A 21,185-nucleotide genomic window follows, 5' to 3' on the forward strand; every position below is an offset into this window, starting at 1 on the left:
CGGCATAGGGTTCCCGGTCATCGTGGTAAGCAGGACCAGTAGGCAAAAAACAGGGCCGCTTTATGTGGGAGCGGGCTTGCTCGCGAAGAACCTGAGTGCGCCGCGTTGAATCAGGATGCCCGCGTCATTGTTAACGACCTTCGCGAGCAAGCCCGCTCCCACATTTGAACCGTGTGCGCCTTTGATTTTGCTGGTGCTCTACCCCCACCCCAAAAAACGAGCAAAAAAAAGCCCCGCAAATGCGGGGCCAAAAAGGTGCAGCAGTCATGCCTTAGGGCGACGATCCATCACATGGCAAGCCTTGCCCTCAGACCGCTTGATCGAATGCAGCGGCTGCAAAACGATGCGCGAGCTGATCCCGATATACGTCTTGATGTGCTTGCTCAGTTCGCTGGAGACGGCTTTCTGTTGTTCAGCATTGAGGTGCTGATGCTCAGCCTTGAGCTCCACATGCACATCCACACTGTCCAGGTTGCCATTACGATACAGATGTATCTCATAACACTCTGAAAGCTGTTTTATTTTAAGCACCTGCTCCTCGATCTGCGTGGGAAACACATTAACCCCGCGAATGATCAGCATGTCATCACTGCGCCCGGTGATCTTGTCGATCCGCCGCATCGGCCGCGCTGTCCCCGGCAGCAACCGCGTCAAATCCCGGGTGCGGTAGCGAATCATCGGCAGCGCCTCCTTGCTCAAGGAGGTAAACACCAGTTCTCCCATCTGCCCATCCGGCAGCACCTCACCCGTCACCGGGTCGATGATCTCCGGGTAGAAGTGATCCTCCCAAATGGTCGGGCCATCCTTGGTTTCCGCACACTCCATGGCCACCCCAGGCCCCATGATTTCCGACAGCCCGTAAATATCCAGCGCCGTAATCCCCAGTCGCGCCTCGATTGCACTGCGCAGCTCGGCAGTCCACGGCTCGGCCCCAAAGATCCCCAGTCGCAACGCCAGCTTCTGTGGATCAATGCCCTGGCGCTCGATTTCATCGGCAATGTTCAGCATGTACGAGGGCGTGACCATGATGATGTCCGGCTGGAAATCCTTGATCAGTTGCACCTGTTTTTCCGTCTGCCCGCCGGACATCGGAATCACCGTACAACCCAGGCGTTCCGCGCCGTAGTGGGCACCAAGGCCGCCGGTGAACAGCCCGTAGCCATAGGAAATATGCACCTTGTCGCCACGTCGCCCACCGGCCGCGCGGATCGAGCGGGCCACCACGTTGGCCCAGGTGTCGATGTCGTTCTGGGTGTAACCCACCACCGTCGGCTTGCCGGTAGTGCCGCTGGACGCATGCAGGCGCACCACCTCGTTCATCGGCACGGCAAACATGCCGTAGGGGTAACTGTCCCGCAGGTCGCCCTTGGTGGTGAACGGGAACCTGGCCAGGTCGTCCAGGGACTTGATGTCATCCGGGTGCACCCCCAGCGCGTCGAAGCGCTGACGGTACAGCGGCACATTCTGGTAGGCGTGGCGCAGGCTCCAGCGCAAGCGCTCCAGTTGATGGGCGCGCAGTTCGTCGACGCTGGCGGTTTCCAGCGGGTCCAGCACAGGGTTAAGCACGGCGTTTGGAATAGGCATGTTCATGAGTTCACTCGAATTATTTTTGTGTATCAGCCCACCGCACACCGTGGGCTTTGAGTGCATGCCCCAAGGATACCGCTAGGCTCCCCGGGAATCGCGAATCTTTAGTCGGACAGGCGCTCGATGATCAGCGCGATGCCTTGGCCCACGCCGATGCACATGGTGCACAGGGCGTAGCGGCCGCCACGTTCCTCCAATTCATGCAGGGCGGTAGTTACCAGCCGTGCGCCGCTCATCCCCAGTGGATGGCCGAGGGCGATGGCGCCGCCGTTGGGGTTCACCCGTGGGTCGTTGTCCCCCAGGCCCAGCTCGCGCAGCACCGCCAGGCCCTGGGCGGCGAAGGCTTCGTTGAGCTCGATCACGTCCATGTCCGCCAGGCTCAGGTTGGCCAGTTCCAGCACCTTGCGGGTCGCCGGCACCGGCCCGATGCCCATGATGCGCGGTTCCACGCCGGCGGTGGCCATCGCCACCACCCGGCCGCGGGCGACCAGGCCGTGACGCTTGGCAACTTCCGCGCTGGCCAGCAGCAGGGCGCAGGCGCCGTCGTTGACCCCGGATGCATTGCCGGCTGTGATGCTGCCACCCTCGCGGAATGGCGTGCCGAGTTTCTGCAGTTGTTCAAGGGTGGTGTCGCCGCGGGGGTGTTCGTCGTGTTCCACCACCTTGGCCGGGCCTTTGCGCTGGGGGATTTCCACCGCGACGATTTCCCTGGCCAGGCGCCCGCTGGCCTGGGCGGCGGCTGCACGTTGCTGGCTGCGCAGGGCAAACGCGTCCTGGTCGGCACGGGAGATATTGAACTGCTCGGCGACGTTTTCAGCGGTCTCCGGCATCGAGTCGATCCCGTAGGCCTTTTTCATCAGCGGGTTGACGAAGCGCCAGCCAATGGTGGTGTCGTATAGCTGCGCATCGCGGGAAAACGCCTGTTCGGCCTTGCCCATTACCAGCGGTGCCCGGGACATCGATTCCACGCCGCCCACCAGCATCAAGCCGGCCTCGCCACAGCGAATCGCCCGGGCCGCGCTGCCGATGGCGTCCAGCCCCGAGCCGCACAGACGGTTGAGGGTGGTGCCCGGCACGCTCACCGGCAGCCCGGCCAGCAGCGCCGACATGCGCGCCACGTTGCGGTTGTCTTCGCCGGCCTGGTTGGCGCAGCCGTAGATCACATCGTCGACGCTGCTCCAGTCCACTTGCGGGTGGCGGCGCAGCAGTTCGCGCAGCGGCACCGCTCCGAGGTCGTCGGCGCGCACGCTGCTCAAGGCGCCGGCGTAGCGGCCGATCGGGGTGCGGACTGCGTCGATGATCAAGGCGTCATTCATTCGGATTCTCCTGCGCCAGCACCGTGCCGCGCACTTTGTAGGATTTGCCATGGAACAGCGCAATCAGCTGGCCCAGTTGGTTTTCGATACGGACGTCGTAGTTGCCGGTGCGACCCGAGCGGCTTTGCTCGCGGCAATCGGCACTCAAGGTGTCGCCCAGGTGGGCCGGGGCGATGTAGTCGATGCTGCAGCCGAGCGCCACGGTGGCGTCGTTGTAGCTGTTGCAGGCCAGGGCGAATGCCGAGTCCGCCAGCGCAAACAGGTAGCCGCCGTGGCAGGTGCCGTGGCCCTGGATCATGTCGGCGCGCACGCTCATGCCCAGTCGTGCGCAACCCGGCGCCACCGAGAGCAGGCGCATGCCCATGCCCTGGCTGGCGGCATCGCGGCTGAACATGGCCTGGGCGCACTGGTTGGCCAGGTTCATGGCTTCATGGTTGGTCATGTGGTGCGCTCCTTTCAGCGGCCCTTGAAGCTTGGGCTGCGTTTTTCCATGAAGGCGGCGACGCCTTCGCGGTAATCCTCGCTGCGCCCGGCCAGGCGTTGCAGGTCGCGCTCCAGCTCCAGCTGTTGGTCAAAGCTGTTGCTCAGGCTGGCGTTCAGGCTGCGCTTGATCAGCGCCAGGCCGTAGGTCGGTTGCGTGGCCAGGTGGCGGGCCAGGGTCAGGGCTTCGTTGCGCAATTCGGCGTCGTCCACGCAGCGGTAGATCAGGCCCCATTGCTCGGCCTGCTCGGCGCTCAGGCGGTTGCCCAGCAGGGCCAGCGCCTTGGCGCGGGCCATGCCCACCAGGCGCGGCAGGGTCCAGGTGCCGCCGGAATCGGGGATCAGGCCGATCTTGCAGAAGGCTTGGATGAAGTTCGCCGAGCGTGCTGCCAGCACCAGGTCGCAGGCCAGCGGGATGTTCGCGCCGGCACCGGCCGCCACGCCGTTGACCGCGCAGATCACCGGCAAAGGCAGGTCGCGCAGTTGGCGGATCAGCGGGTTGTAGAACTTCTCGATGGATTCGCCCAGGTCCGGCACCGCGCTGCCGGGTGCCACGTTGCGATCGCTGAGGTCTTGCCCGGCGCAAAAGCCGCGGCCTTCACCGGTCAGCAGCAGCACGCGCACGTCGGGGTTTTCCTGGACTTGCTTCAACGCCTGCTGGACTTCGCCGTGCATCTGCGTGTTGAAGCTGTTGAGCTGGTCGGGGCGATTGAGGCTGAGCAGGGCGACGCCGGCCTCGATGGAAAACAGGATGTGTTCGAAGTTCATGGTCGTGAGGCCCTCACGGTGCACGCTCGGCGGTCAGCCGGCTCATTATTGGATCGGCGTGGTCAGCCGGTTTTGCCGGAGTATAGCTTTAACGTGATACATAAACGCAACGATAAAATTGATTTGGTGTGTCTTGTTTTGAGTTTGATGAAAATGAACTGCTCGCTGTGCTGGTCGGTAAATACCTGATAAATCCTCTATTTTATTGGCTTTACGTCGATTATCAGCGGCACCGTATCAAGCCACGGCGACACATGATTCAAGCGATACGCTTTTTCAGCTTTGTGCTTGTAAAAATGATGTGATACAAAATAAGCCAAGATCGGCATCGCTTTGCGAATACGCCATAAAAGGAATCCCCATGACTTGCTACAGCCTCGACGGCCTGACCCCGGTGGTCGACCCCACGGCCTACGTCCATCCCTCGGCGGTACTGATCGGCGACGTGATCATCGGCCCCCATTGCTATGTAGGGCCGCTGGCGAGTTTGCGCGGCGACTTCGGGCGCATCGTCCTCGAAGAAGGCGCCAACCTGCAGGACACCTGTGTGATGCACGGCTTCCCGGACAGCGATACGGTGGTCGAGCGCAACGGCCATATCGGCCACGGCGCCGTGCTGCACGGTTGCCGGATCGGCACCGATGCGCTGGTGGGCATGAATGCGGTGGTGATGGACAACGCCCGTATCGGCGCTCGCTCATTCGTCTCGGCGGCGGCGTTCGTCAAAGCCGGTTTCGAGTGCCCTGAGCAGTCGCTGGTGATGGGCGCGCCGGCCAGCGTCAAGCGCAGCCTCAGTGATGAAGAGGTGCACTGGAAACAAACCGGCACCCGTGAATACCAGCGCCTGGCTCAGCGTTGCCTGGAGCAGATGCAGGAATGCGCACCCCTGAGCGCACCGGAAGCTGATCGCCCACGCATCAGCGACAGCGGCCTGCGGCCCAAGGGCAGATGAATCGCCTGCATCCCGACGCCGCTAAAAACGGTATATTTTCTCTTTTTTTGCCTCGGTACGCCCATGTCGTCACTGACACCCCTGAACCAACTGATTACCCGCTTCCAGGAGCAGACGCCGATTCGCGCCAGTTCCTTGATCATCACCTTGTACGGGGACGCCATCGAACCCCACGGCGGGACGGTGTGGCTGGGCAGCCTGATCCAGTTGCTCGAACCCATCGGCATCAATGAACGGCTGATCCGCACCTCGATCTTCCGCCTGACCAAGGAAGGCTGGCTGACTGCCGAAAAAGTCGGGCGCCGCAGCTACTACAGCCTGACCGGTGCCGGGCGTCGGCGCTTCGACAAGGCCTTCAAGCGGGTCTACAGCTCCAGCGTGCCGGCATGGGATGGCTCGTGGTGCCTGGTGATGCTCACGCAGTTGACCCAGGACAAGCGCAAACAAGTGCGTGAAGAGCTGGAGTGGCAAGGTTTTGGTGCGATTGCCCCGACCGTGCTGGCCTGCCCACGCAGCGACCGCGCCGACGTCAACGCCACCTTGCTCGACCTCGGCGCCCAGGAAGACACCATCGTCTTCGAAACCACCGCCCAGGATGTACTGGCCTCCAAGGCCCTGCGGGTGCAGGTGCGCGAGAGCTGGAACATCGAGGAGCTGGCGGCCCATTACAGCGAGTTCATCCAACTGTTCCGACCGCTCTGGCAAGCGCTTCGCGAGCAGGAACAGCTACAGCCTGCGGATTGTTTCCTGGCACGGGTCCTGCTTATCCATGAGTACCGCAAACTGCTGCTGCGCGACCCGCAATTACCCGATGAATTGCTCCCCGGCGATTGGGAAGGCCGCGCCGCCCGCCAGTTGTGCCGCAATATTTACCGGTTGATCTACGCCAAGGCCGAGGAATGGCTGAACAGCGCGCTGGAAACTGCCGACGGCCCGTTGCCGGACGTTGGCGAAAGCTTTTACCGGCGGTTCGGAGGCCTGAAATAAGGAGCGACGCTGTTCAGGAGAACGGGTGGAGTGATGTGGCGTAGAGAATAAAAATAAGCCTGCGTGAGGCCTGAACATGATGTCTTCAATTGCACAGCGCTGTGATGGGTTCGACCAATGGATCCATCAGATCAATCAGATCTGTGGCGCATTCGATGGGCAGATCCTGGGGGATGGTTTTTCCGGGCAGATCCGCGAGTACCAGAGCGGCGCGCTGAAACTCAGCTTTGTCGACGCCTGCCAGGCTCGCTTGTTTCGTACCCCCAGCCAAATCGCGGCGGGCGAGGGCGGCAAGTACTTTGCCGTGTTCCAGCTCGACGGCACGGCCGGCATGGCCCAGGGTGACAGCAAGGCGCTGTTGCGCGCCGGCGACATTACCCTGATCGATGCGGCGCACCCCAGCGACTTCACCTACAGCGAGAATTCGCGGCAGTTGTCGTTGATCCTGCCGTCGTACCTGGTGGAGCAGACCTTGCGTTTCAACCCGGTCAAATGCGGGCACCGGATCGAGGCGACGTCGCCGATGGCGATGCTGTCCCGGCAGCTGATTCTGGAGGCTACCCGGCAAGACAACCTGACCTTGCAGGAAAGCGAGGCGACGCTGGAGGCGATCATCAACCTGCTGCGCCCGGCGATCAGCCAGGCGGGCGAGGGCAGCGACGCCCATGAGCGAGTGTTCCGCAAGACGCTGGAGTGCATTGACCAGCACATTCGCTCCGAAGAGCTGTGCCCCGAGTGGCTGGCGCGGGAGGTGGGGATGTCGGTGCGCGGGCTGTACCGGATCTTTGCCCGCAAGGGCCTGGTGGTGGCGCGGTACATCAAGAACCGACGGCTGGATTTGTGTGCTGAATCCCTGCGCCAATCCAGGGTGGAGGAAAAGCTTTCGGTGCTGGGGTACTCGTGGGGGTTTTCGGATTCGAGTTATTTTTCGACGGCGTTCAAGTCACGGTTCGGCATTGCGCCGGGTGAGTACCGCAAACAACACGCCTGATCAGGGGAAACGCCGATCAAAAATGTGGGAGCGGGCTTGCTCGCGAATGCGGTGGTTCAGATGATGCATTGGGTGACTGACACACCGCATTCGCGAGCAAGCCCGCTCCCACATTTGGATCGCGTTTCGTTCAGTTGGGCATTCCGTCTTCAATCGCAATCCCTTGCGCCCGCATTTCCTTGATCAACCCCGCCCTTGTGCCCGGCAGATTGAGCATCGCCTTCTGCCGTAACTCAGTCACTTCCGCAGCGCTATAGGGCTTGTAATCCACCGGCGTACTCTTGCCCGCCATCCCGTCCGGGCGCATCAGCCAGTTCAGCAAATCCGCCAGTTGCCCATCGTTCAGCGCCGACTGCGACATCCCCGGCACCCGTACCAAAAACTCCCGCCCGCCTGGCACCTTCAGAAAGTTGCCGACAAACCCGGTCATCCTCGGTGTGTCGTTGGCCGCCGAGCCCATGCCGCTGCCCAGATGGCAGCCGGCACACTGCAGCTGATAGTTGGTCGCCACGCTGTACCCGGCCTGGGCGATCGGCGTTTGCGGCGACTCATTGCCCGGTGCGTGCTTCTGGTTTGGATTGGGAATGGCCCGAGCCTGGGCGAGCGGGGTGGCGAAGACACACATCAAGCTCAGCAAAAACAACGTACGCATGACAAGCCTCTTGCACTGACCTGTGGCGAGGGAGCTTGCTCCCGTTGGGCTGTGCTGCGGCCCCAAGATCTTTGGGAGCGCTTCGCACTCCAACGGGAGCAAGCTCCCTCGCCACAAGGGTGAGTTAAACCGCGACGCCGCGAATGATCGAGACCGTGCAGTGGTAGATGTGGGATTTGGCCGCCAGGCACCAGTTCACATCGTTGTTGTTGAACGGCCGGTATGCCGGTTCCTCACTGTCGTTACGCGTGCACGCGCACTGGGCGCAGCTTTGCTTACCGCAGCAGTCGTTATAGGAAATGATGTAGTCCTTGCCATCCGCCGGGTTGCGGCAGGTGCCGATCCAGGTCACCTGGGACGCCTCGGTGCCCGGTGGGCAGGAGGTCACCGAGCCGCCACAGCAACTGCACAGGAAACCGTCGATGGAGCAGTAGCGCCAGTAGTCGCAACTGTTCGGGTCGCCCGGGTCACCGGCTTTCGGGTTATCGGCAGCCAGCGCCTTGCTGGTGCGGTCCAGGGGCAGCAGCAGGGGCAACGCGGCGCCTGCGACCATCAGCGAACCCATACGGGCCAACAGTTTGCGTCGCGACGTGGTGTCGGCCAGGCGACGGGTCGAGCGCTCGAATAACAGATCCAGCAATTTCATGAGAGTCTCCCTGCCTTAATCAGTGGCTATGGCCGTGGCTGTGGTCGTGGGGCTGCGGCTGGCTGTTGAGGTATTCCTGCAGCGTCGCGCTTTTCAGGTGTTCGACTTCGAACAGGCTGTCCAGGTGCTCGCGGGAATTGACCAGGCCCTTGGCGCGCAAGGTGCCGCTCTTGTCGATCAGCGCGGCATACGGCAGCTTGCCGATCTGGTAGGTCATGCCGACTTCCGGGCCGACCACGTAGGTGACGTCGTCCAGCTTGTGTTCGGTGATCAGCGCGTGCTGGGCTTCCATGTCGCCGTCGCTGATAAACACCACATCGAGTCGGTCAGCCTGTTCCCTGGCGATGGACTTGATCGCCGGCAACAGGGATTTGCAGATCGGGCAGGTGGGCGAGAGGAAGAACAGCAACTGGTTCTTCTCACCGGCATAGCCGAAGTTCACCGGGCGGCCTTTACGGTCGGAAGCGGTGACTTGCGGGGCCGGCTCATTCACCGCCACGCCCTTGTCGACCATCAGTGCGCCGGCCGGGGCGATGCGCCCGTGCAGCACACCAATCTGGCGCACCAGGCCCATCACGGCAAACGCCAGCGCCAGCAGCAGTACCCACAGCAGTACGTTGGAAACAATAAGGCCTTCCATTGATCACCTACCAATCAGTTTGAGCAGAAGAGGGGAGTTCGCCAGCAGGCCATCGGCTGCGGCGTAAATCAGCAGCGCGACGGCGCTGGCGGCGACGGTCACGAAGCCGTCGAAAAAACCCAGGTCACGGGCAATCGGCAGCACGCTGGCCAGCAGGGCCACGGCCACCAGTGCGCCGTTGCGCAATAGCAGGATCGGCCGCAACGGCTGCGCCTGGTCGGGGCCTGCGCAGCCGCAGTCGATGTCCCGGCGGCCGCGCCACAGGTTGATGCCAATGGCGGCGGCGTACAGTGCAATCAGGCCGGCGGCGCCGAGGGCGGCCCAGGAACGGCTGGCCGGCACCAGCAGGGCAAAGGCAATCACCAGTTCCAGCACCGGGATTACCCGGGCGGCGGGGCGAGTCACTGCCTCTGGCAGCAATTGGTAATCGGCCAGTTGCCGGGCGAAGCGTGCCGGTGCGCGCAACTTGTGGGTCGCGGCACTGGCCAGCAACACCGCGATGGCGAGGGCGCTGGCAATGATGAAGATCGGGTCGATATGCATGGCCGAACCTCTTTAGTAGCTCATGATCTGGGTCGCGGTCTTCGCTACCTTGGCCATGCTACCGGTGAGTTTATTGGTCTTGAGGTCGAAGATCTGCAAGCCGCCTTCGACGTCGGCGCCCAGCAACAGGGGCTTGTCGTCGCCGGTGGCCTGCATGCTCCAGACCGGGGTCGGGGCTTCCAGGGTGGCTATCTTCTTCATGGTCTTGAGGTCGTAGGCCCAGATGATGGTGCTCGGGTCTTCCCACTTCATCGGCTCGTGGTTGTCGTGCATCAGCACGTACATGCGGTTGAGTTTCGGTGCCACGGCCATCAACTGCCAGCCACCCGGGGCCCAGCCGGTTTTCTTTTCCGCGTCGGTGGTGAGTGACCAGGACGGCAGGATTTTCGGCTCATCGCCGGAGAAATCTACCGGGCGGATGGTGCCGGTGGTGGTGGTGAAGTAGTAGGTGTCGCCCACGTTCACCGCGCGTTCGTTGAGCTTCTCGGCGTTGGGGTCGAAGAAGTGCGTGCGGTTGCGCGAGGTTTCCTGGCCCTGCTCGTTCAGCGTCACCACTTGCAGGCTGCCGTCACCGCACAGGGAGGCGAAGCGGCGAGTGCCGACCGGGTAATTGAGTACGCAGCCCGGGATCGCGATTTCGGCGGTGACGGAGCGGGACTGGGTGTCGACCACGGTCACCGAGGTGGAGGGTGTGAAGTTGTAGACGTAGACGAAGCGGTCATCGCCGCTGGTCTTCAGCCCATAGCGCTGGGTCAGGGATTCGGCGCGTTTGTTCGGGATCAGCACTTCCCAGGCGGGCGACAGGCTGGAGCTGTCCCAGGCGGTGAGCACATCGGTGCGATCGCCCCGGGTGCCGCGGGAATAGTAGATGTCGGCGCTGTACAGGGTCTTCTGGTCGTGGCTCAGGGCCGAGGGCGCGGCGAAGCCGGTGGGGACCATGCCGAGGACGCGCTTCTTGTCGGGATCTACCACGGTGACGCGGCCGACCACGAAGCTTTCGAATTCGACGTCTACCACGAATGCGCGGTGGGCTTCCGGTGGAAAGGCCAGGGTGGTCTGGCCGATGGTGTCTGGCGGTAAATCCGCCTGGGCGCTGTTCAAGCCGAGTACAAGCAGGCCCAGACCCAGCGCTGACTGTACGTTGATCCTGTTGCTTCGCATTAGGGGCACTCCCTGAATTATTGTGTTTTGCTAATCGCGGGTGCTTTGGCAGATTCTTGCAAGTGGATTCTGCCTTGTGGGGCGATTGCAAGAATTGTTGTGTCTGCCAAGTGGTTGTGTGTCTGTGCCAATGGTTTGGGGAGGGGGGTATATCGGTTATTTTTGTTATGGCAGAAACGGGTTCCGCTCTTGCAGCGGCTCACTTTTGAACAGCCCTGTAGGCGCTGGCTTGCCGGCGATGGTCGTTAACGATGACGTTGGCATCCTGAATAAACGCGGCGACCTCACGTTTTTCGCCGGCAAGCCGGCTCCTACAGAAAAGCCGCTTCGCAAATGCCCCAATCTCACGACCCCACCAAAGGCAACGAAAAACTGAACACCGCCCCACACGGCTCCAGATTCTGCGCCCAGATATCCCCCTGATGCCGACCAATGATGTTCTTGCACAACGCCAGCCCAATCCCGTTACCACTCACCTTCGACGAAAAGAACCCGTCAAAGATTTTCTCCCGCGCCACGGCCTGAATCCCGCGCCCACAATCCTCGACACTCAACCGCGCCACGTTTCCATCCCGGCAGGCATGCAACCGCAGCACCCGACGCTCCACGGGCAGCTCACTCATCTCTTCAATGGCATTGAACGCCAGGTTCAGAATCACCTGCCCAATCAGCACCCTCTCGCACTGCACCATCAGCGGTTGCGCGCTCGGGACGATCTCCAGCCGCACCTGACTCGGCTCGGCCCGCAGGCTGATGAAATATCGGGTTTCCTGCAGCAACTCATTGAGGTCCACCCACTCCGCGCTCTGCTCCAGCTTGACCACATAATCACGCACACTCTTGATGATCGTTGACGCATGCTCGACCTGCCGCACGGCACTTTGCAGCCCCCAGTTCACCTCCTGGTCGGCACTGTGGGTATCGCCCAGACGAATCAAAACCCCCTCGATAAAATTGCGCGTGGCCGCCAGTGGCTGGCTCAACTCATGAGCAATCGCCACCGCCATCTCGCCCATGGCGTTGTATCGGGCCAGGTATTCAAGCTGCTGTTCACTGACACGCCGGGCTTCCTCAGCGCGGATCAGGTCCCGCTTCACCTTGTCTTCCCGGGAAATATCCCGGAACTGCACCATCAGCACGTCGCGCCCGTCCAGGTGCACCAGCGTCGCGACCGCTTCCGAAAGAATCTCCACCCCGGCCTTGGAGCGATAACACCACTCGATGGTGCGCTGGCCACTGCGGGCCGCGCGCTCGAGCCAACGCAGGCCGATGGAGCGCTTGTACTTCGGTGCGTCCCGGGTCATGTCCGGGGCCTTGAGCGGGATCAGTTCTTCCAGGGTAAACCCCAGCGCCGACAGCGCCGCGGTGTTGGCCCAGAGGATGTCCTTGCTCTGCGCATCGTGAAGGATGGTGCAGATCGGCATGGCTTCGATCAGGGTGTGGAAATCATTGTTATTGGGTAGGTACATCGCGTAGCCCTTGGCGGTGGAGGGGACGACTACGGTGGCAAGTTATACCGGTTTGCATCCGCGGGCACGCTCAGAAGTAATCGGGGGCGCACTAGGGGATTTCTTTAGCCGGTGGGCTGCACGCCCCAATAGTTGACGGTGGTCGGGCTTTTTACACTGGACCTATCAACGCCCGACACGGCGTCCATAACAACTACAACGGAGAAAGCCCATGCTGCGTTCGGCCCTCGTGCAACCAGACGCTTTACCCGACGTGCAGCCCACGCTGTTCCAGCAGGTGCTCGATGAAGTGCGCCAGCGCCGCGACGAGTTCGACGCCGGCTCCCACGTGCCACGGGACATGATCGAACGCTTCAAGCAGGTGGGCATCTACCGGGCGGCCACGCCCCGTTGTTTCGGCGGCGATGCCCTGGCCCCCGCAACGTTCTTGCAGATGATCGAGCGCATATCCGAAGCCGATGGCTCTGCCGGCTGGGTCGCCAGCTTCGGCAGCGCCGGCGTCTATCTTGCGGCCTTGCCCCAGGAAACCCTCGCCGAACTGTATGCCGACAGCCCCGATCTGGTGTTTGCCGGTGGCCTGTTCCCGTTGCAGCCGGCGGAAACCGTCGAGGGCGGCTGGCAGGTCAACGGCACCTGGAAGTTTGCCAGCGGCTGCAAAGGCGCCGACCTGCTGGGCGTGGGCATCGGTGCGGCGGGCGGCAAGCCACGCACTGCCGTGTTCAAGCCCGGCCAGGTTGAAATCATCGAAAACTGGGACGTGGTCGGCCTCAAGGGCACCGGCAGCCATGACCTGCGAGTTACCGACCAATACATCGACGAGCGCTGGACCTTCATCCGTGGCGGCGCCGCCACCATCGACGAGCCGCTGTTTCGTTATCCCTCGATTGCCTACGCCGCCCAGGTGCTGGCGGTGGTCAACCTCGGCCTGGCCCGCGCGGCCCTCGATGAAATCAGCGCCATGGCCAGCGGCAGTGGCATCACCGGCGCACCGAAACTGGCGGACCGCGCCTACGTGCGCATCGAAATCGCCAAGGCCGAAGCCCGGCTGAGCGCCGCTCGGGGCTTTTTCTACGGCGCCACCGAACAAGTGTGGAACTCGATCCTCGCCGGCAACCCGGTCACGGCCGAGCAAACCAGCTTGCTGCGCCTGACCGCCATTCACGTGTCCCAGGCCGGCGCCGCCGTGGTGCAGAGCGCCTACAGCCTGGCGGGCACCACCGCGATCTACCTGCGCCACCCGCTGCAACGCTACCTGCGCGACGCCATGGTGGTGACCCAGCACGCCTTCCTCAGCGAAGGCCTGTACGACGGCGCGGGCTCGGTGTTCCTAGGCGTCCCTCCATTTCCTGGCTACATCTGACTTTCAAGGATCAACCCATGTCCCAAGCCACTCAAGAACCGCTGCGCGTCGTCTTCTGCATCGGCATCACCCAGAACTTTTTCGACCTGCCTACCGGCGAAGGCCTGAGCGTGTGGAAAGGCTTCAGCCAGATGATGGGCGACCTCGGCGCCATGCCGGGCATCAACGTGCTGGGGGCGATGGATGACGACCGCTTGATGGTCGGCCCGTCGACCACCTCGCCGTGGACCGTCTACATCATGGCCGACGTCGACTGCCACCAGTCGGTGATCGACGCCTGCAACCTGTTCCGTACCACGCCGGTGGGTGAATACAGCCTGTGGCGCTACGCCAAGGTCGAAGCACGGATCGGCCGCCCGCTGACCATTCCCGAAGCGGCCAGGGTGTGAGCCATGGACCTGTTGCAGCGTGTTGAAACCCTTGAAGGGGAGAGCCAGGTAAGGCGCTTGATGGCGCGCTACATGGACCTGTGCGACGTGCCCCGGGCGGCGACCAACGTTCGCGAGTTGGCCGAGTTGTTCACCGTGGATGCGGTGTGGGAAGGCATTGGCACAAGTACCGCGCAGACCTTCGGCCAGCATCGGGGGCGCGACGCGGTGGCGGCGTTTGTCGGCAGCTACCTGCCACCGTCGGAACACTTTGCGCTGAACCTGCATTACCTCACCAGTGAGTCGATCCAGGTAGACGGCAGCGCGGCTGCAGGGCAGTGGATCATGCAACAGATTTCCACCTACGCCGACCAGCGCAGCGAGTTGTTCGGCACGCGGCTGACCATCGATTTTCGCCGTGTCGACGGCACCTGGCTGATCGCGCATTTCCGTACGCAGCGCCTGTTCAATAGCATGTTGGGGGTGAACCCATGAGTACCTTCGTCAGCGAATTTTTACTCGGTGGCAGCGGCCGACGCGTGGCCATCAAGGATTCCATCGACATCGCCGGGTATCCGACCCGCTCGGGCAGTCGTGCCTTTGCCGATGCTCCGCCGGCGACCCGGCATGCGCACGTGGTGCAGGCGGTCCTGGATGCCGGCTGGCAGATCGTCGGCAAGACCAACCTGCATGAACTGGCATTTGGCGTCACCGGCATCAACGACTGGAGCGGTACGCCCGTCAATCCCCAGGCGCCGGACCGGGTGCCGGGCGGCTCCTCCAGCGGTTCGGCCGCGGCGGTTGCGGCGGGCCTGGCGGATATCGCCATTGGTACCGACACCGGCGGCTCGGTGCGGGTGCCGGCGGCGTGCTGCGGGATTGCCGGGTTGAAACCGACCTATGGCCGAGTCAGCCGCATTGGCGCGCAACCGGCGGTATCCAGCCTCGATTGCGTCGGGCCGTTTGCCGCGAACATGCAGGACCTGATTGCCGCGATGCAGGTGATTTGCCCGGGTTTCCAGGCACAGGCGGCGCCGTCCGGCAGCGTGCCGGTGGGCTTTCTGGATGTGGCCTGTGAGCCGTGGCTGAAGGCGAGCCTGATGGCTGCCGTCGACGCGGCCGGCTGGCGTCAGCAGCGTCTGCATCTGGACGACTTTGACACGGCGTTCGGCGCCGGCCTTACGGTGATTAACGTCGAAAACTGGGCAGCCTTCGGTCACCTCACCGGCAAGGGCCTGATCGGTGCGGATGTCGAACAACGCTTGTTGGCTGCCAGCCGCACCAGCGCTGCTGATTTGGCCGAAGCCGAAGTCGTGCGCACCCGCTTCAGTCATCAGGTGGACGCCGCGCTCGAAGAATTCTCCGTGTTGCTGCTGCCGACGATGCCAGACCTGCCGCCGACCCTGGCCGAAGCCCGCAACGGCAGCCAGGCCGTGGCCCGCATGACGCCATTGGTGCGGCCATTCAACCTCAGCGGCCACCCGGCGCTGACGGTGCCGGTGACCCTGGCCGACAGCGGGCTGAAGGTCGGGCTGCAGATTGTCGGCCGCAAGGGCCAGGACGAATGGGTGTGTGCCCTCGGCGCACAACTGCAACAGAGCATCACGGCTCGCCAATAAGAACAACGCCTTGAGGAGGGCTCCATGAGTACCCATGAATACCGGCTGATTGCCAAATCGAAAAGCCTCGACGAGTTGGTCAAGCACGATCGCGTCGACGTCTCGCTGTACAACGACCCGGCGCTGTTCGAGGCCGAACTGGAAAAGATCTTCTACCGCACCTGGGTCTGGGTCGCCCATGAAAGCGAAGTGAGCAACAGCGGCGACTTCAAGACCGCGACCATTGGCCGGCGCCCGGTGATTGTGGTGCGCGACAAGAAAGGCGCGATCAACGTGCTGGAAAACCGCTGCCGCCACCGTGGCGCCACGGTTTGCGAGAAGCACAAGGGCAACGCCACCGGCTTCACCTGCCCGTATCACAGCTGGTCCTATGGTTTGGACGGCAAGCTGCGGGCGCTGCCTTACCCGGACGGCTACGAAGGCATCCTGGAAAAGTCCGAGTTACCCCTGACCAGCCTGCGGGTGGACAGCTACGCCGGGATGGTATTCGCCAGCTACAACGACGATATCGAACCGTTGGCCGACTTTCTCGGCGGCGCCAAACACTGGATGGACCTGTTCATGAAGCAGGGCGCCGGCTACCCGATCAAGACCCAGGGCGAACACAAGTTCAGCTTCAAGGGCAACTGGAAGATCCAGCTGGAAAACACCACCGACGGCTACCACTTCCCGATCGTGCACAAGTCGTTCATGTCGTCGGTGGACGCCGAGACCTCGGAAATGCTCTCGTTTATGACCGACGAGCAGGCCGTCACCCATTCCCTGGGCAATGGCCACAGCGTGATGGTGATGGTGCCCGAGCATGTCGACCTGGACCACGACGACGGTACCGAGCAGTTGCAGGAGCGTTTCGCCCACGTCACCGAAGAACTGTCGAAAACCATGGAGCCGGCCCAGGTGCGACGCATCGTGCGCTCGCTGCACGGCGCCGGGTTCAACCTCAACCTGTTTCCCAATGTCGCCATGTCGATGTCGTTCTTCCGGGTGCTGCGCCCGGTGTCGGTCACCGAGACCGAAATCCGTCACGTCGCCCTGGGCATGGAGGGCGGCCCACAGGTTGCCAACCGCGAGCGCCTGCGCATCCACGAACACTTCCAGGGCCCGTTCGGCTTTGGCAGCCCCGACGACGCCGAGGCCTGGGACCGGGTGCAACGCGGCTCGTATGCCGGCGTGGACGCACCGATCCTGGTCAACCGTGGCCTGAACCGCGAAGTGCTGGCCGACAACGGCGACAAGGTATCCCACGCCACTGATGAAGGCGGCATGCGCGGGGCCTATGACATGTGGAAAAGGATGATGAGCCAATGAACACCCTGACTGGTTTTACCGCACCGCTGGCCCAGGCCATCGAATTCATCTGGCGTGAAGCCGAACTGCTGGACCACAAGGACTACGTGCAATGGGCCGCGTTGTGGAGCGAGAGCGGGCGCTACGTCGTGCCGATCGATCCGGACACCGAGGATTTTGAAGCCAACCTCAACTATGCCTATGACGATGCGCGCATGCGTGACCTGCGCATCGAACGGCTGACGGCGGGGTATTCACCGTCGGCGGTGGATGCGGCGAAAACCGTGCGCAGTGTGTCGCGATTCACCCTGGTGGAAGCGGCGGGCGAGGTGGTGGAGGTTAACTGTGCGCAGCTGCTGTACGCCTACAAGCGCGGAGTACACACGCCGTTCGTGGCCGACCTGAATTACCGCATCCGGTTCAGCGCCGGGGTCGCGACCCTGGAGCGCAAGGTGGTGCGGCTGATCAATTCCACCGACAGCCTGAGTGCACTCGGCTTTCTGTTGTAAGCACGATTCAAACAACGACACAAAACCAATGTGGGAGCGGGCTTGCTCGCGAATGCGGTGGATCAGTCGCCACATGCATTGACTGACACACCGCATTCGCGAGCAAGCCCGCTCCCACAGTTGAGATGAGGACATCCTGATGAACCGAATCGCGCTTGTAACCGGCGCCTCCCGTGGCCTCGGCGAATGCATCGCCCGGCGCCTGCACGCCGCAGGCTACCGCGTGGGCCTGGCGGATGTGCACCTGGACGGCGTGCAGCGCCTGGCCTCTGAACTCGACAACCGCGGCGAAACCGCCGTCGCCATCGAGCTGGATGTGCGCAACAAGGCCGATTTTATTCGCGCCCGGGACCTGCTCAGCGAGCGCTGGGGCGGCACCGATATCCTGGTGAACAACGCCGGGGTGTCGAAAGTTGCGGCGCTGATGGACATCACACCCGAGGAGTTCGACGAATCGATGGCGATCAACCTGCGGGGCACGTTCGTGGCCTGCCAGGTGTTTGGTGCGCATTTCGCCGAACGAGGGTTCGGGCGCATCGTCAATATCGCCTCCCTCGCCGGGCAAAACGGCGGCACTGCCACTGGCGCGCATTACGCCGCAGCCAAAGGCGGCGTGGCTACGCTGACCAAGGTCTTCGCCCGTGAACTGGCGCCCCGGGGCGTGACGGTCAACAGCATTTCGCCAGGCCCGCTTGATTTGCCGGTGGTGCGCGAAACCGTGGCGCCGGAGCGCCTGGAGCAGATCCTCAAGATTATCCCGACGGGCACCCTCGGCGACCCGCACACCATCGCCGACACCGTGCTGCTGTTGATCGCCGACCACGCCGCCTCGATCACGGGCGCGTGCTGGGACATCAACGGCGGGCTGTTCATGCGCTAGTCATCGCCGAAGAGAGTGGGCCTGCTGCGCAGTCCAGCGGGAGCAAGCTCCCTCGCCACAGGTTAGCGTTCAACCGAAACAACAGGATTCAGGTGCTGCAATGATGAAGGTGAAGATCGAACGCATCGTCGATGAAGCGCTGGATATCCGTTCCTTTCGCCTCGTGCGCAGTGACGGCCAGCCCCTCGACAGTTATGAGCCCGGGGCCCATGTGGACCTCACCGGGCCAACCGGCGTCACCCGCCAGTATTCGCTGTGCAGCCCGCCCCACGATGGCCGCGCGTACCTGGTGGCGGTGAAGAAAGAGGCGCAATCCCGTGGCGGCTCCCTGGCCCTGCATGAGCAGGTGCAGGAGGGCATGGAGCTGGAGATGGGCGCGCCGCGCAACCTGTTCCGCCTCGACCCGGAGGCGCCGGCCCATGCGCTGTTTGCCGCCGGTATCGGGGTGACGCCGCTGTTGAGCATGGCCTATCGACTGGCCGACAGCGGCCAGCCGTGGCGCCTGCACTATTTTGCACGTTCGGCGCAGTACGCGGCGTTTACCCAGCTGTTGGCCGATACATTCGGCGAGCATGTGCAGTTTCACTATGGCGTCGAGCCGGGCGCGCTGGATGCGGCCTTGAGCGCCTGCCTGGAGCAGGCGGGCGCGGCTGCCCACGTCTACACCTGCGGCCCCGCACCGTTCATGCACAAGGTGGTGGAAGTGGCGGCCCGCAGCCGTCCCGAGGAAGCGATCCACCTGGAGCACTTCCAGGCCGACCCAGCGGCGAATGTCGGGCCCAGCGGTGGTTTCGAGGTGGAGCTGGCCAGCTCCGGCGTGGTGCTGCAAGTACCGGCGAATACCAGCCTGGTGGACGTATTGCAGGCCCACGGTTGCGACATCGACACCGAGTGCCGCGAAGGCCTCTGCGGCACCTGCATTGTCGAGGTGCTGGAAGGCGTGCCCGAGCACCGTGACAATTGCCTGTCGACCAAGGAGAAGGCCGCCAACCGGCAGATTTGCGCGTGTGTTTCCCGGGCGGTTTCCGCTCGTCTGGTATTGGATATTTGATCGGCGCTACCCGTAAGATTGCTGGGACCAAAAAAATAAAAAACGTGAGGCCTTGCGGTCATGATGAGTTCAACGGTGCAACGTAACGAATCGTTCGAGCGTTGGTTGCAGCAGGTTAACCAGGCCTGTGGACGCTTCGATGCCCGCGCCCTGGGCGCGGGGTTTTATGGGGAATTGAGCGAGTTTCGCAGCGGCGCGATCAAGCTCAGCGTGGTCGATATGGCCCAGGTGCATCTGTATCGCAGCAGCAAGGAAGTCAGTACGGGCAATGAAGGGCACTACTACGCGGTGTTCCAGTTGCAGGGCAGCGCGCAGCTGGAACAGGGCGACAACCGTGCGCAACTGGGCTGCGGTGACATCGCCCTGATCGACGCCTGCCGCCCCAGTGACATGACCTACCACGACAACTCCCGGCAATTGTCGCTGATCCTGCCGCGCCAGGTGGTGGAGCGCGGTTCGCACTTCACGGCGGTCAACTGCGCGACGCGGATCTCGGCGCGCACGCCGTTGGCGCTGATGGCCAGCCAGATGGTGCTCGACACCCGCCAGCAAAACGACCTGGGCATGCAGGAAAGCGAAGCCGTGCTGGATGCATTGGTCAGCCTGCTGCTGCCGGGGATCAGCGCCCGGGACAACGGCGTGGACACCCAGGAACGGCAGTTTCGCAAGACCATCGCCTACATCGATGCGCACATCGGCGCCGAAGAACTCTGCCCCGAGCTGATCGCCCGGGAAGTCGGGGTGTCGGTGCGCGGGCTGTACCGGATGTTTTCCAAGCGCGGGCTGGTGGTGGCGCAATACATCAAGCACCGACGCCTGGATTTCTGCGCCGAAACCCTGCGCCATTCGCCGGCGGAGCAGAAGCTGTCGGCACTCTGTTATGCCTGGGGCTTCTCCGACTCCAGCTACTTCTCATCGGCGTTCAAGTCGCGCTTCGGCGTGTCACCGGGCGAGTACCGCAAGCGCTATAGCCATCATTGATGCGTGCCGCTCCCGAACCTGGAATGCATTTTCCTGTGGGAGCCGGGCTTGCCCGCGATGCAGGCCACTCGGTCTGACAGGTACACCGCCGCGATCCCTTTGCAGCCTCGCCAAGGCTCGACAGCTCCCACATTCAATCATCGCGCGCTACGGATACAGCACCTCGCGGACCAGCATGGCGATGCTGGTCACGCCCATCTTTTCCTTGATCTTGGTGCGGTGCACGTCAACGGTCTTCACGCTGATGTTCAGCTCGCGGGCAATCACCTTGCTCGCCTTGCCGTCCACCACCAGCATCAACACTTCTCGCTCCCGGCTCGTCAGCAGCGCCAGCTTGCCTTGCAGGTGCTCGCGCTGTTCCTGGTCGGCCTGGGCCTGTACAGCGGTCTTCAGCGCGGCCTGGATGCGGTCGATCATCTGTTGCGGGTTGTAGGGCTTCTCGACGAAATCCAGCGCGCCGTTTTTCATTGCGGTGACCGACATCGGTATGTCGCCGTGGGCCGACACGAAGATGGTCGGCAAGGTGCTGCCGCGCCGGTTGAGGATCTCCTGCAACTGGAAGCCGCTGGTCTGCGGCATGCGCACGTCCAGCACCAGGCAGGCGGGCTGGCGCGGGTCGTAGTGCTCAAGGAACTCTTCGGCCCCGGCGAAACATTGGGCCTTTACGCTGACCGACTCCAGCAGCCAGGCCAGCGAGGTACGCAGGTCTTTGTCGTCATCAACGATGTAAACAATCGGTGTGCGAATTTCCATCAGGGACTGCCACGAGAATTTCTAATTGTTGTTTTCGCACGCGGGCACGCTGCGGCGGACATTGGCTCATCTGTGGAGCCTTGCCAGCAGAATACCCAGTGTGAACGGCCCTGACGATAAAGAAACCACCTAGTCGGCATGGGGATCGTCTGAATGGTCGCGCCGCACGGGGCGTCTTAGTCTTG

General features: G+C 62.8%; 23 protein-coding genes. 12 read left to right on the forward strand and 11 right to left on the reverse strand.

Annotated features, from left to right (window positions below; translation table 11 throughout):
* Window positions 1–264 precede the first annotated feature (264 nt).
* From paaK to paaG, 4 genes are all read right to left on the reverse strand, one after another.
* The gene (gene paaK, locus AC3WKX_RS06580; RefSeq protein WP_102606076.1) at window positions 265–1,590 is read right to left on the reverse strand and encodes a phenylacetate--CoA ligase PaaK; all 1,326 of its coding nucleotides are present in this window, start codon (window positions 1,588–1,590) and stop codon (window positions 265–267) included.
* Window positions 1,591–1,691: 101 nt separating this feature from the next.
* A complete protein-coding gene (pcaF, locus tag AC3WKX_RS06585; protein ID WP_063029023.1) occupies window positions 1,692–2,903 on the reverse strand; it encodes a 3-oxoadipyl-CoA thiolase in 1,212 nt (403 codons plus the stop codon).
* A complete protein-coding gene (gene paaI, locus AC3WKX_RS06590; RefSeq protein WP_008431049.1) occupies window positions 2,896–3,345 on the reverse strand; it encodes a hydroxyphenylacetyl-CoA thioesterase PaaI in 450 nt (149 codons plus the stop codon). The genes pcaF and paaI overlap by 8 nt, the downstream gene beginning before the upstream one ends.
* Before the next feature lie 14 nt (window positions 3,346–3,359).
* Window positions 3,360–4,151, reverse strand: a complete 792-nt coding sequence (gene paaG / locus AC3WKX_RS06595) for a 2-(1,2-epoxy-1,2-dihydrophenyl)acetyl-CoA isomerase PaaG (protein ID WP_003208887.1) — start codon at window positions 4,149–4,151, stop codon at window positions 3,360–3,362.
* Between the two features lie 361 nt (window positions 4,152–4,512).
* On the opposite strand from paaG, the gene paaY reads away from it, so the two are divergent.
* From paaY to feaR (AC3WKX_RS06610), 3 genes are all read left to right on the forward strand, one after another.
* Entirely contained in the window at window positions 4,513–5,103 is a 591-nt protein-coding gene (gene paaY / locus AC3WKX_RS06600) for a phenylacetic acid degradation protein PaaY (RefSeq protein WP_003208885.1), read from the forward strand.
* Window positions 5,104–5,166: 63 nt separating this feature from the next.
* Window positions 5,167–6,090 carry a phenylacetic acid degradation operon negative regulatory protein PaaX gene (gene paaX / locus AC3WKX_RS06605; RefSeq protein WP_003208883.1) on the forward strand — a complete coding sequence of 308 codons (924 nt, stop codon included), beginning with the start codon at window positions 5,167–5,169 and terminating at the stop codon, window positions 6,088–6,090.
* A 76-nt stretch (window positions 6,091–6,166) separates the two neighbouring features.
* Window positions 6,167–7,081, forward strand: coding sequence for a transcriptional regulator FeaR (gene feaR, locus AC3WKX_RS06610; RefSeq protein WP_003208881.1), 915 nt, complete (start codon window positions 6,167–6,169; stop codon window positions 7,079–7,081).
* A gap of 130 nt (window positions 7,082–7,211) precedes the next feature.
* Here feaR (AC3WKX_RS06610) and AC3WKX_RS06615 read toward each other — a convergent pair whose 3' ends face one another.
* The 6 genes from AC3WKX_RS06615 to AC3WKX_RS06640 form a co-directional block, all read right to left on the reverse strand.
* Window positions 7,212–7,733: a cytochrome C gene (locus AC3WKX_RS06615; protein ID WP_102606077.1), complete on the reverse strand. Its 522-nt coding sequence runs from the start codon at window positions 7,731–7,733 to the stop codon at window positions 7,212–7,214.
* A 124-nt stretch (window positions 7,734–7,857) separates the two neighbouring features.
* Window positions 7,858–8,379: a methylamine dehydrogenase light chain gene (locus AC3WKX_RS06620; RefSeq protein WP_003208877.1), complete on the reverse strand. Its 522-nt coding sequence runs from the start codon at window positions 8,377–8,379 to the stop codon at window positions 7,858–7,860.
* Between the two features lie 19 nt (window positions 8,380–8,398).
* The gene (gene mauD, locus AC3WKX_RS06625; protein WP_003208875.1) at window positions 8,399–9,019 is read right to left on the reverse strand and encodes a methylamine dehydrogenase accessory protein MauD; all 621 of its coding nucleotides are present in this window, start codon (window positions 9,017–9,019) and stop codon (window positions 8,399–8,401) included.
* Between the two features lie 3 nt (window positions 9,020–9,022).
* Window positions 9,023–9,562: a MauE/DoxX family redox-associated membrane protein gene (locus tag AC3WKX_RS06630; protein ID WP_003208874.1), complete on the reverse strand. Its 540-nt coding sequence runs from the start codon at window positions 9,560–9,562 to the stop codon at window positions 9,023–9,025.
* 12 nt (window positions 9,563–9,574) lie between these two features.
* Window positions 9,575–10,723, reverse strand: a complete 1,149-nt coding sequence (locus AC3WKX_RS06635) for an amine dehydrogenase large subunit (RefSeq protein ID WP_003208872.1) — start codon at window positions 10,721–10,723, stop codon at window positions 9,575–9,577.
* A 344-nt stretch (window positions 10,724–11,067) separates the two neighbouring features.
* Window positions 11,068–12,192 (reverse strand): sensor histidine kinase, encoded by a 1,125-nt coding sequence (locus tag AC3WKX_RS06640; protein WP_102606078.1) that lies wholly within the window; start codon window positions 12,190–12,192, stop codon window positions 11,068–11,070.
* Between the two features lie 211 nt (window positions 12,193–12,403).
* Here AC3WKX_RS06640 and AC3WKX_RS06645 point away from each other — a divergent pair, with 211 nt between their 5' ends.
* The 9 genes from AC3WKX_RS06645 (at window position 12,404) to feaR (AC3WKX_RS06685) (ending at window position 20,247) form a co-directional block, all read left to right on the forward strand.
* Entirely contained in the window at window positions 12,404–13,552 is a 1,149-nt protein-coding gene (locus AC3WKX_RS06645) for an acyl-CoA dehydrogenase family protein (RefSeq protein ID WP_003208868.1), read from the forward strand.
* A gap of 17 nt (window positions 13,553–13,569) precedes the next feature.
* On the forward strand, window positions 13,570–13,941 hold the full coding sequence (locus AC3WKX_RS06650) for a hypothetical protein (protein WP_003208867.1): 372 nt from the start codon (window positions 13,570–13,572) through the stop codon (window positions 13,939–13,941).
* Between the two features lie 3 nt (window positions 13,942–13,944).
* Window positions 13,945–14,415 (forward strand): nuclear transport factor 2 family protein, encoded by a 471-nt coding sequence (locus tag AC3WKX_RS06655; protein WP_008431069.1) that lies wholly within the window; start codon window positions 13,945–13,947, stop codon window positions 14,413–14,415.
* Window positions 14,412–15,539, forward strand: coding sequence for an amidase (locus tag AC3WKX_RS06660; RefSeq protein WP_102606079.1), 1,128 nt, complete (start codon window positions 14,412–14,414; stop codon window positions 15,537–15,539). Before AC3WKX_RS06655 ends, AC3WKX_RS06660 begins: the two co-directional genes overlap by 4 nt.
* 24 nt (window positions 15,540–15,563) lie before the next feature.
* Window positions 15,564–16,847: an aromatic ring-hydroxylating oxygenase subunit alpha gene (locus AC3WKX_RS06665; protein WP_102606080.1), complete on the forward strand. Its 1,284-nt coding sequence runs from the start codon at window positions 15,564–15,566 to the stop codon at window positions 16,845–16,847.
* Window positions 16,844–17,335 (forward strand): aromatic-ring-hydroxylating dioxygenase subunit beta, encoded by a 492-nt coding sequence (locus tag AC3WKX_RS06670; protein ID WP_008431075.1) that lies wholly within the window; start codon window positions 16,844–16,846, stop codon window positions 17,333–17,335. The genes AC3WKX_RS06665 and AC3WKX_RS06670 overlap by 4 nt, the downstream gene beginning before the upstream one ends.
* Before the next feature lie 139 nt (window positions 17,336–17,474).
* On the forward strand, window positions 17,475–18,215 hold the full coding sequence (locus tag AC3WKX_RS06675) for an SDR family NAD(P)-dependent oxidoreductase (RefSeq protein ID WP_003208858.1): 741 nt from the start codon (window positions 17,475–17,477) through the stop codon (window positions 18,213–18,215).
* A gap of 100 nt (window positions 18,216–18,315) precedes the next feature.
* Entirely contained in the window at window positions 18,316–19,266 is a 951-nt protein-coding gene (locus AC3WKX_RS06680; RefSeq protein WP_102606081.1) for a PDR/VanB family oxidoreductase, read from the forward strand.
* A 60-nt stretch (window positions 19,267–19,326) separates the two neighbouring features.
* Window positions 19,327–20,247, forward strand: a complete 921-nt coding sequence (gene feaR, locus AC3WKX_RS06685; protein ID WP_023658728.1) for a transcriptional regulator FeaR — start codon at window positions 19,327–19,329, stop codon at window positions 20,245–20,247.
* Between the two features lie 147 nt (window positions 20,248–20,394).
* Here the strand turns inward: feaR (AC3WKX_RS06685) and AC3WKX_RS06690 are convergent, their stop codons facing one another.
* Complete coding sequence (locus tag AC3WKX_RS06690; RefSeq protein ID WP_087695222.1) at window positions 20,395–21,000, reverse strand: response regulator transcription factor; 606 nt, start codon at window positions 20,998–21,000, stop codon at window positions 20,395–20,397.
* Between the last annotated feature and the right edge of the window lie 185 nt (window positions 21,001–21,185).

It is taken from the genome of Pseudomonas sp. GP01-A4 (assembly GCF_058780865.1).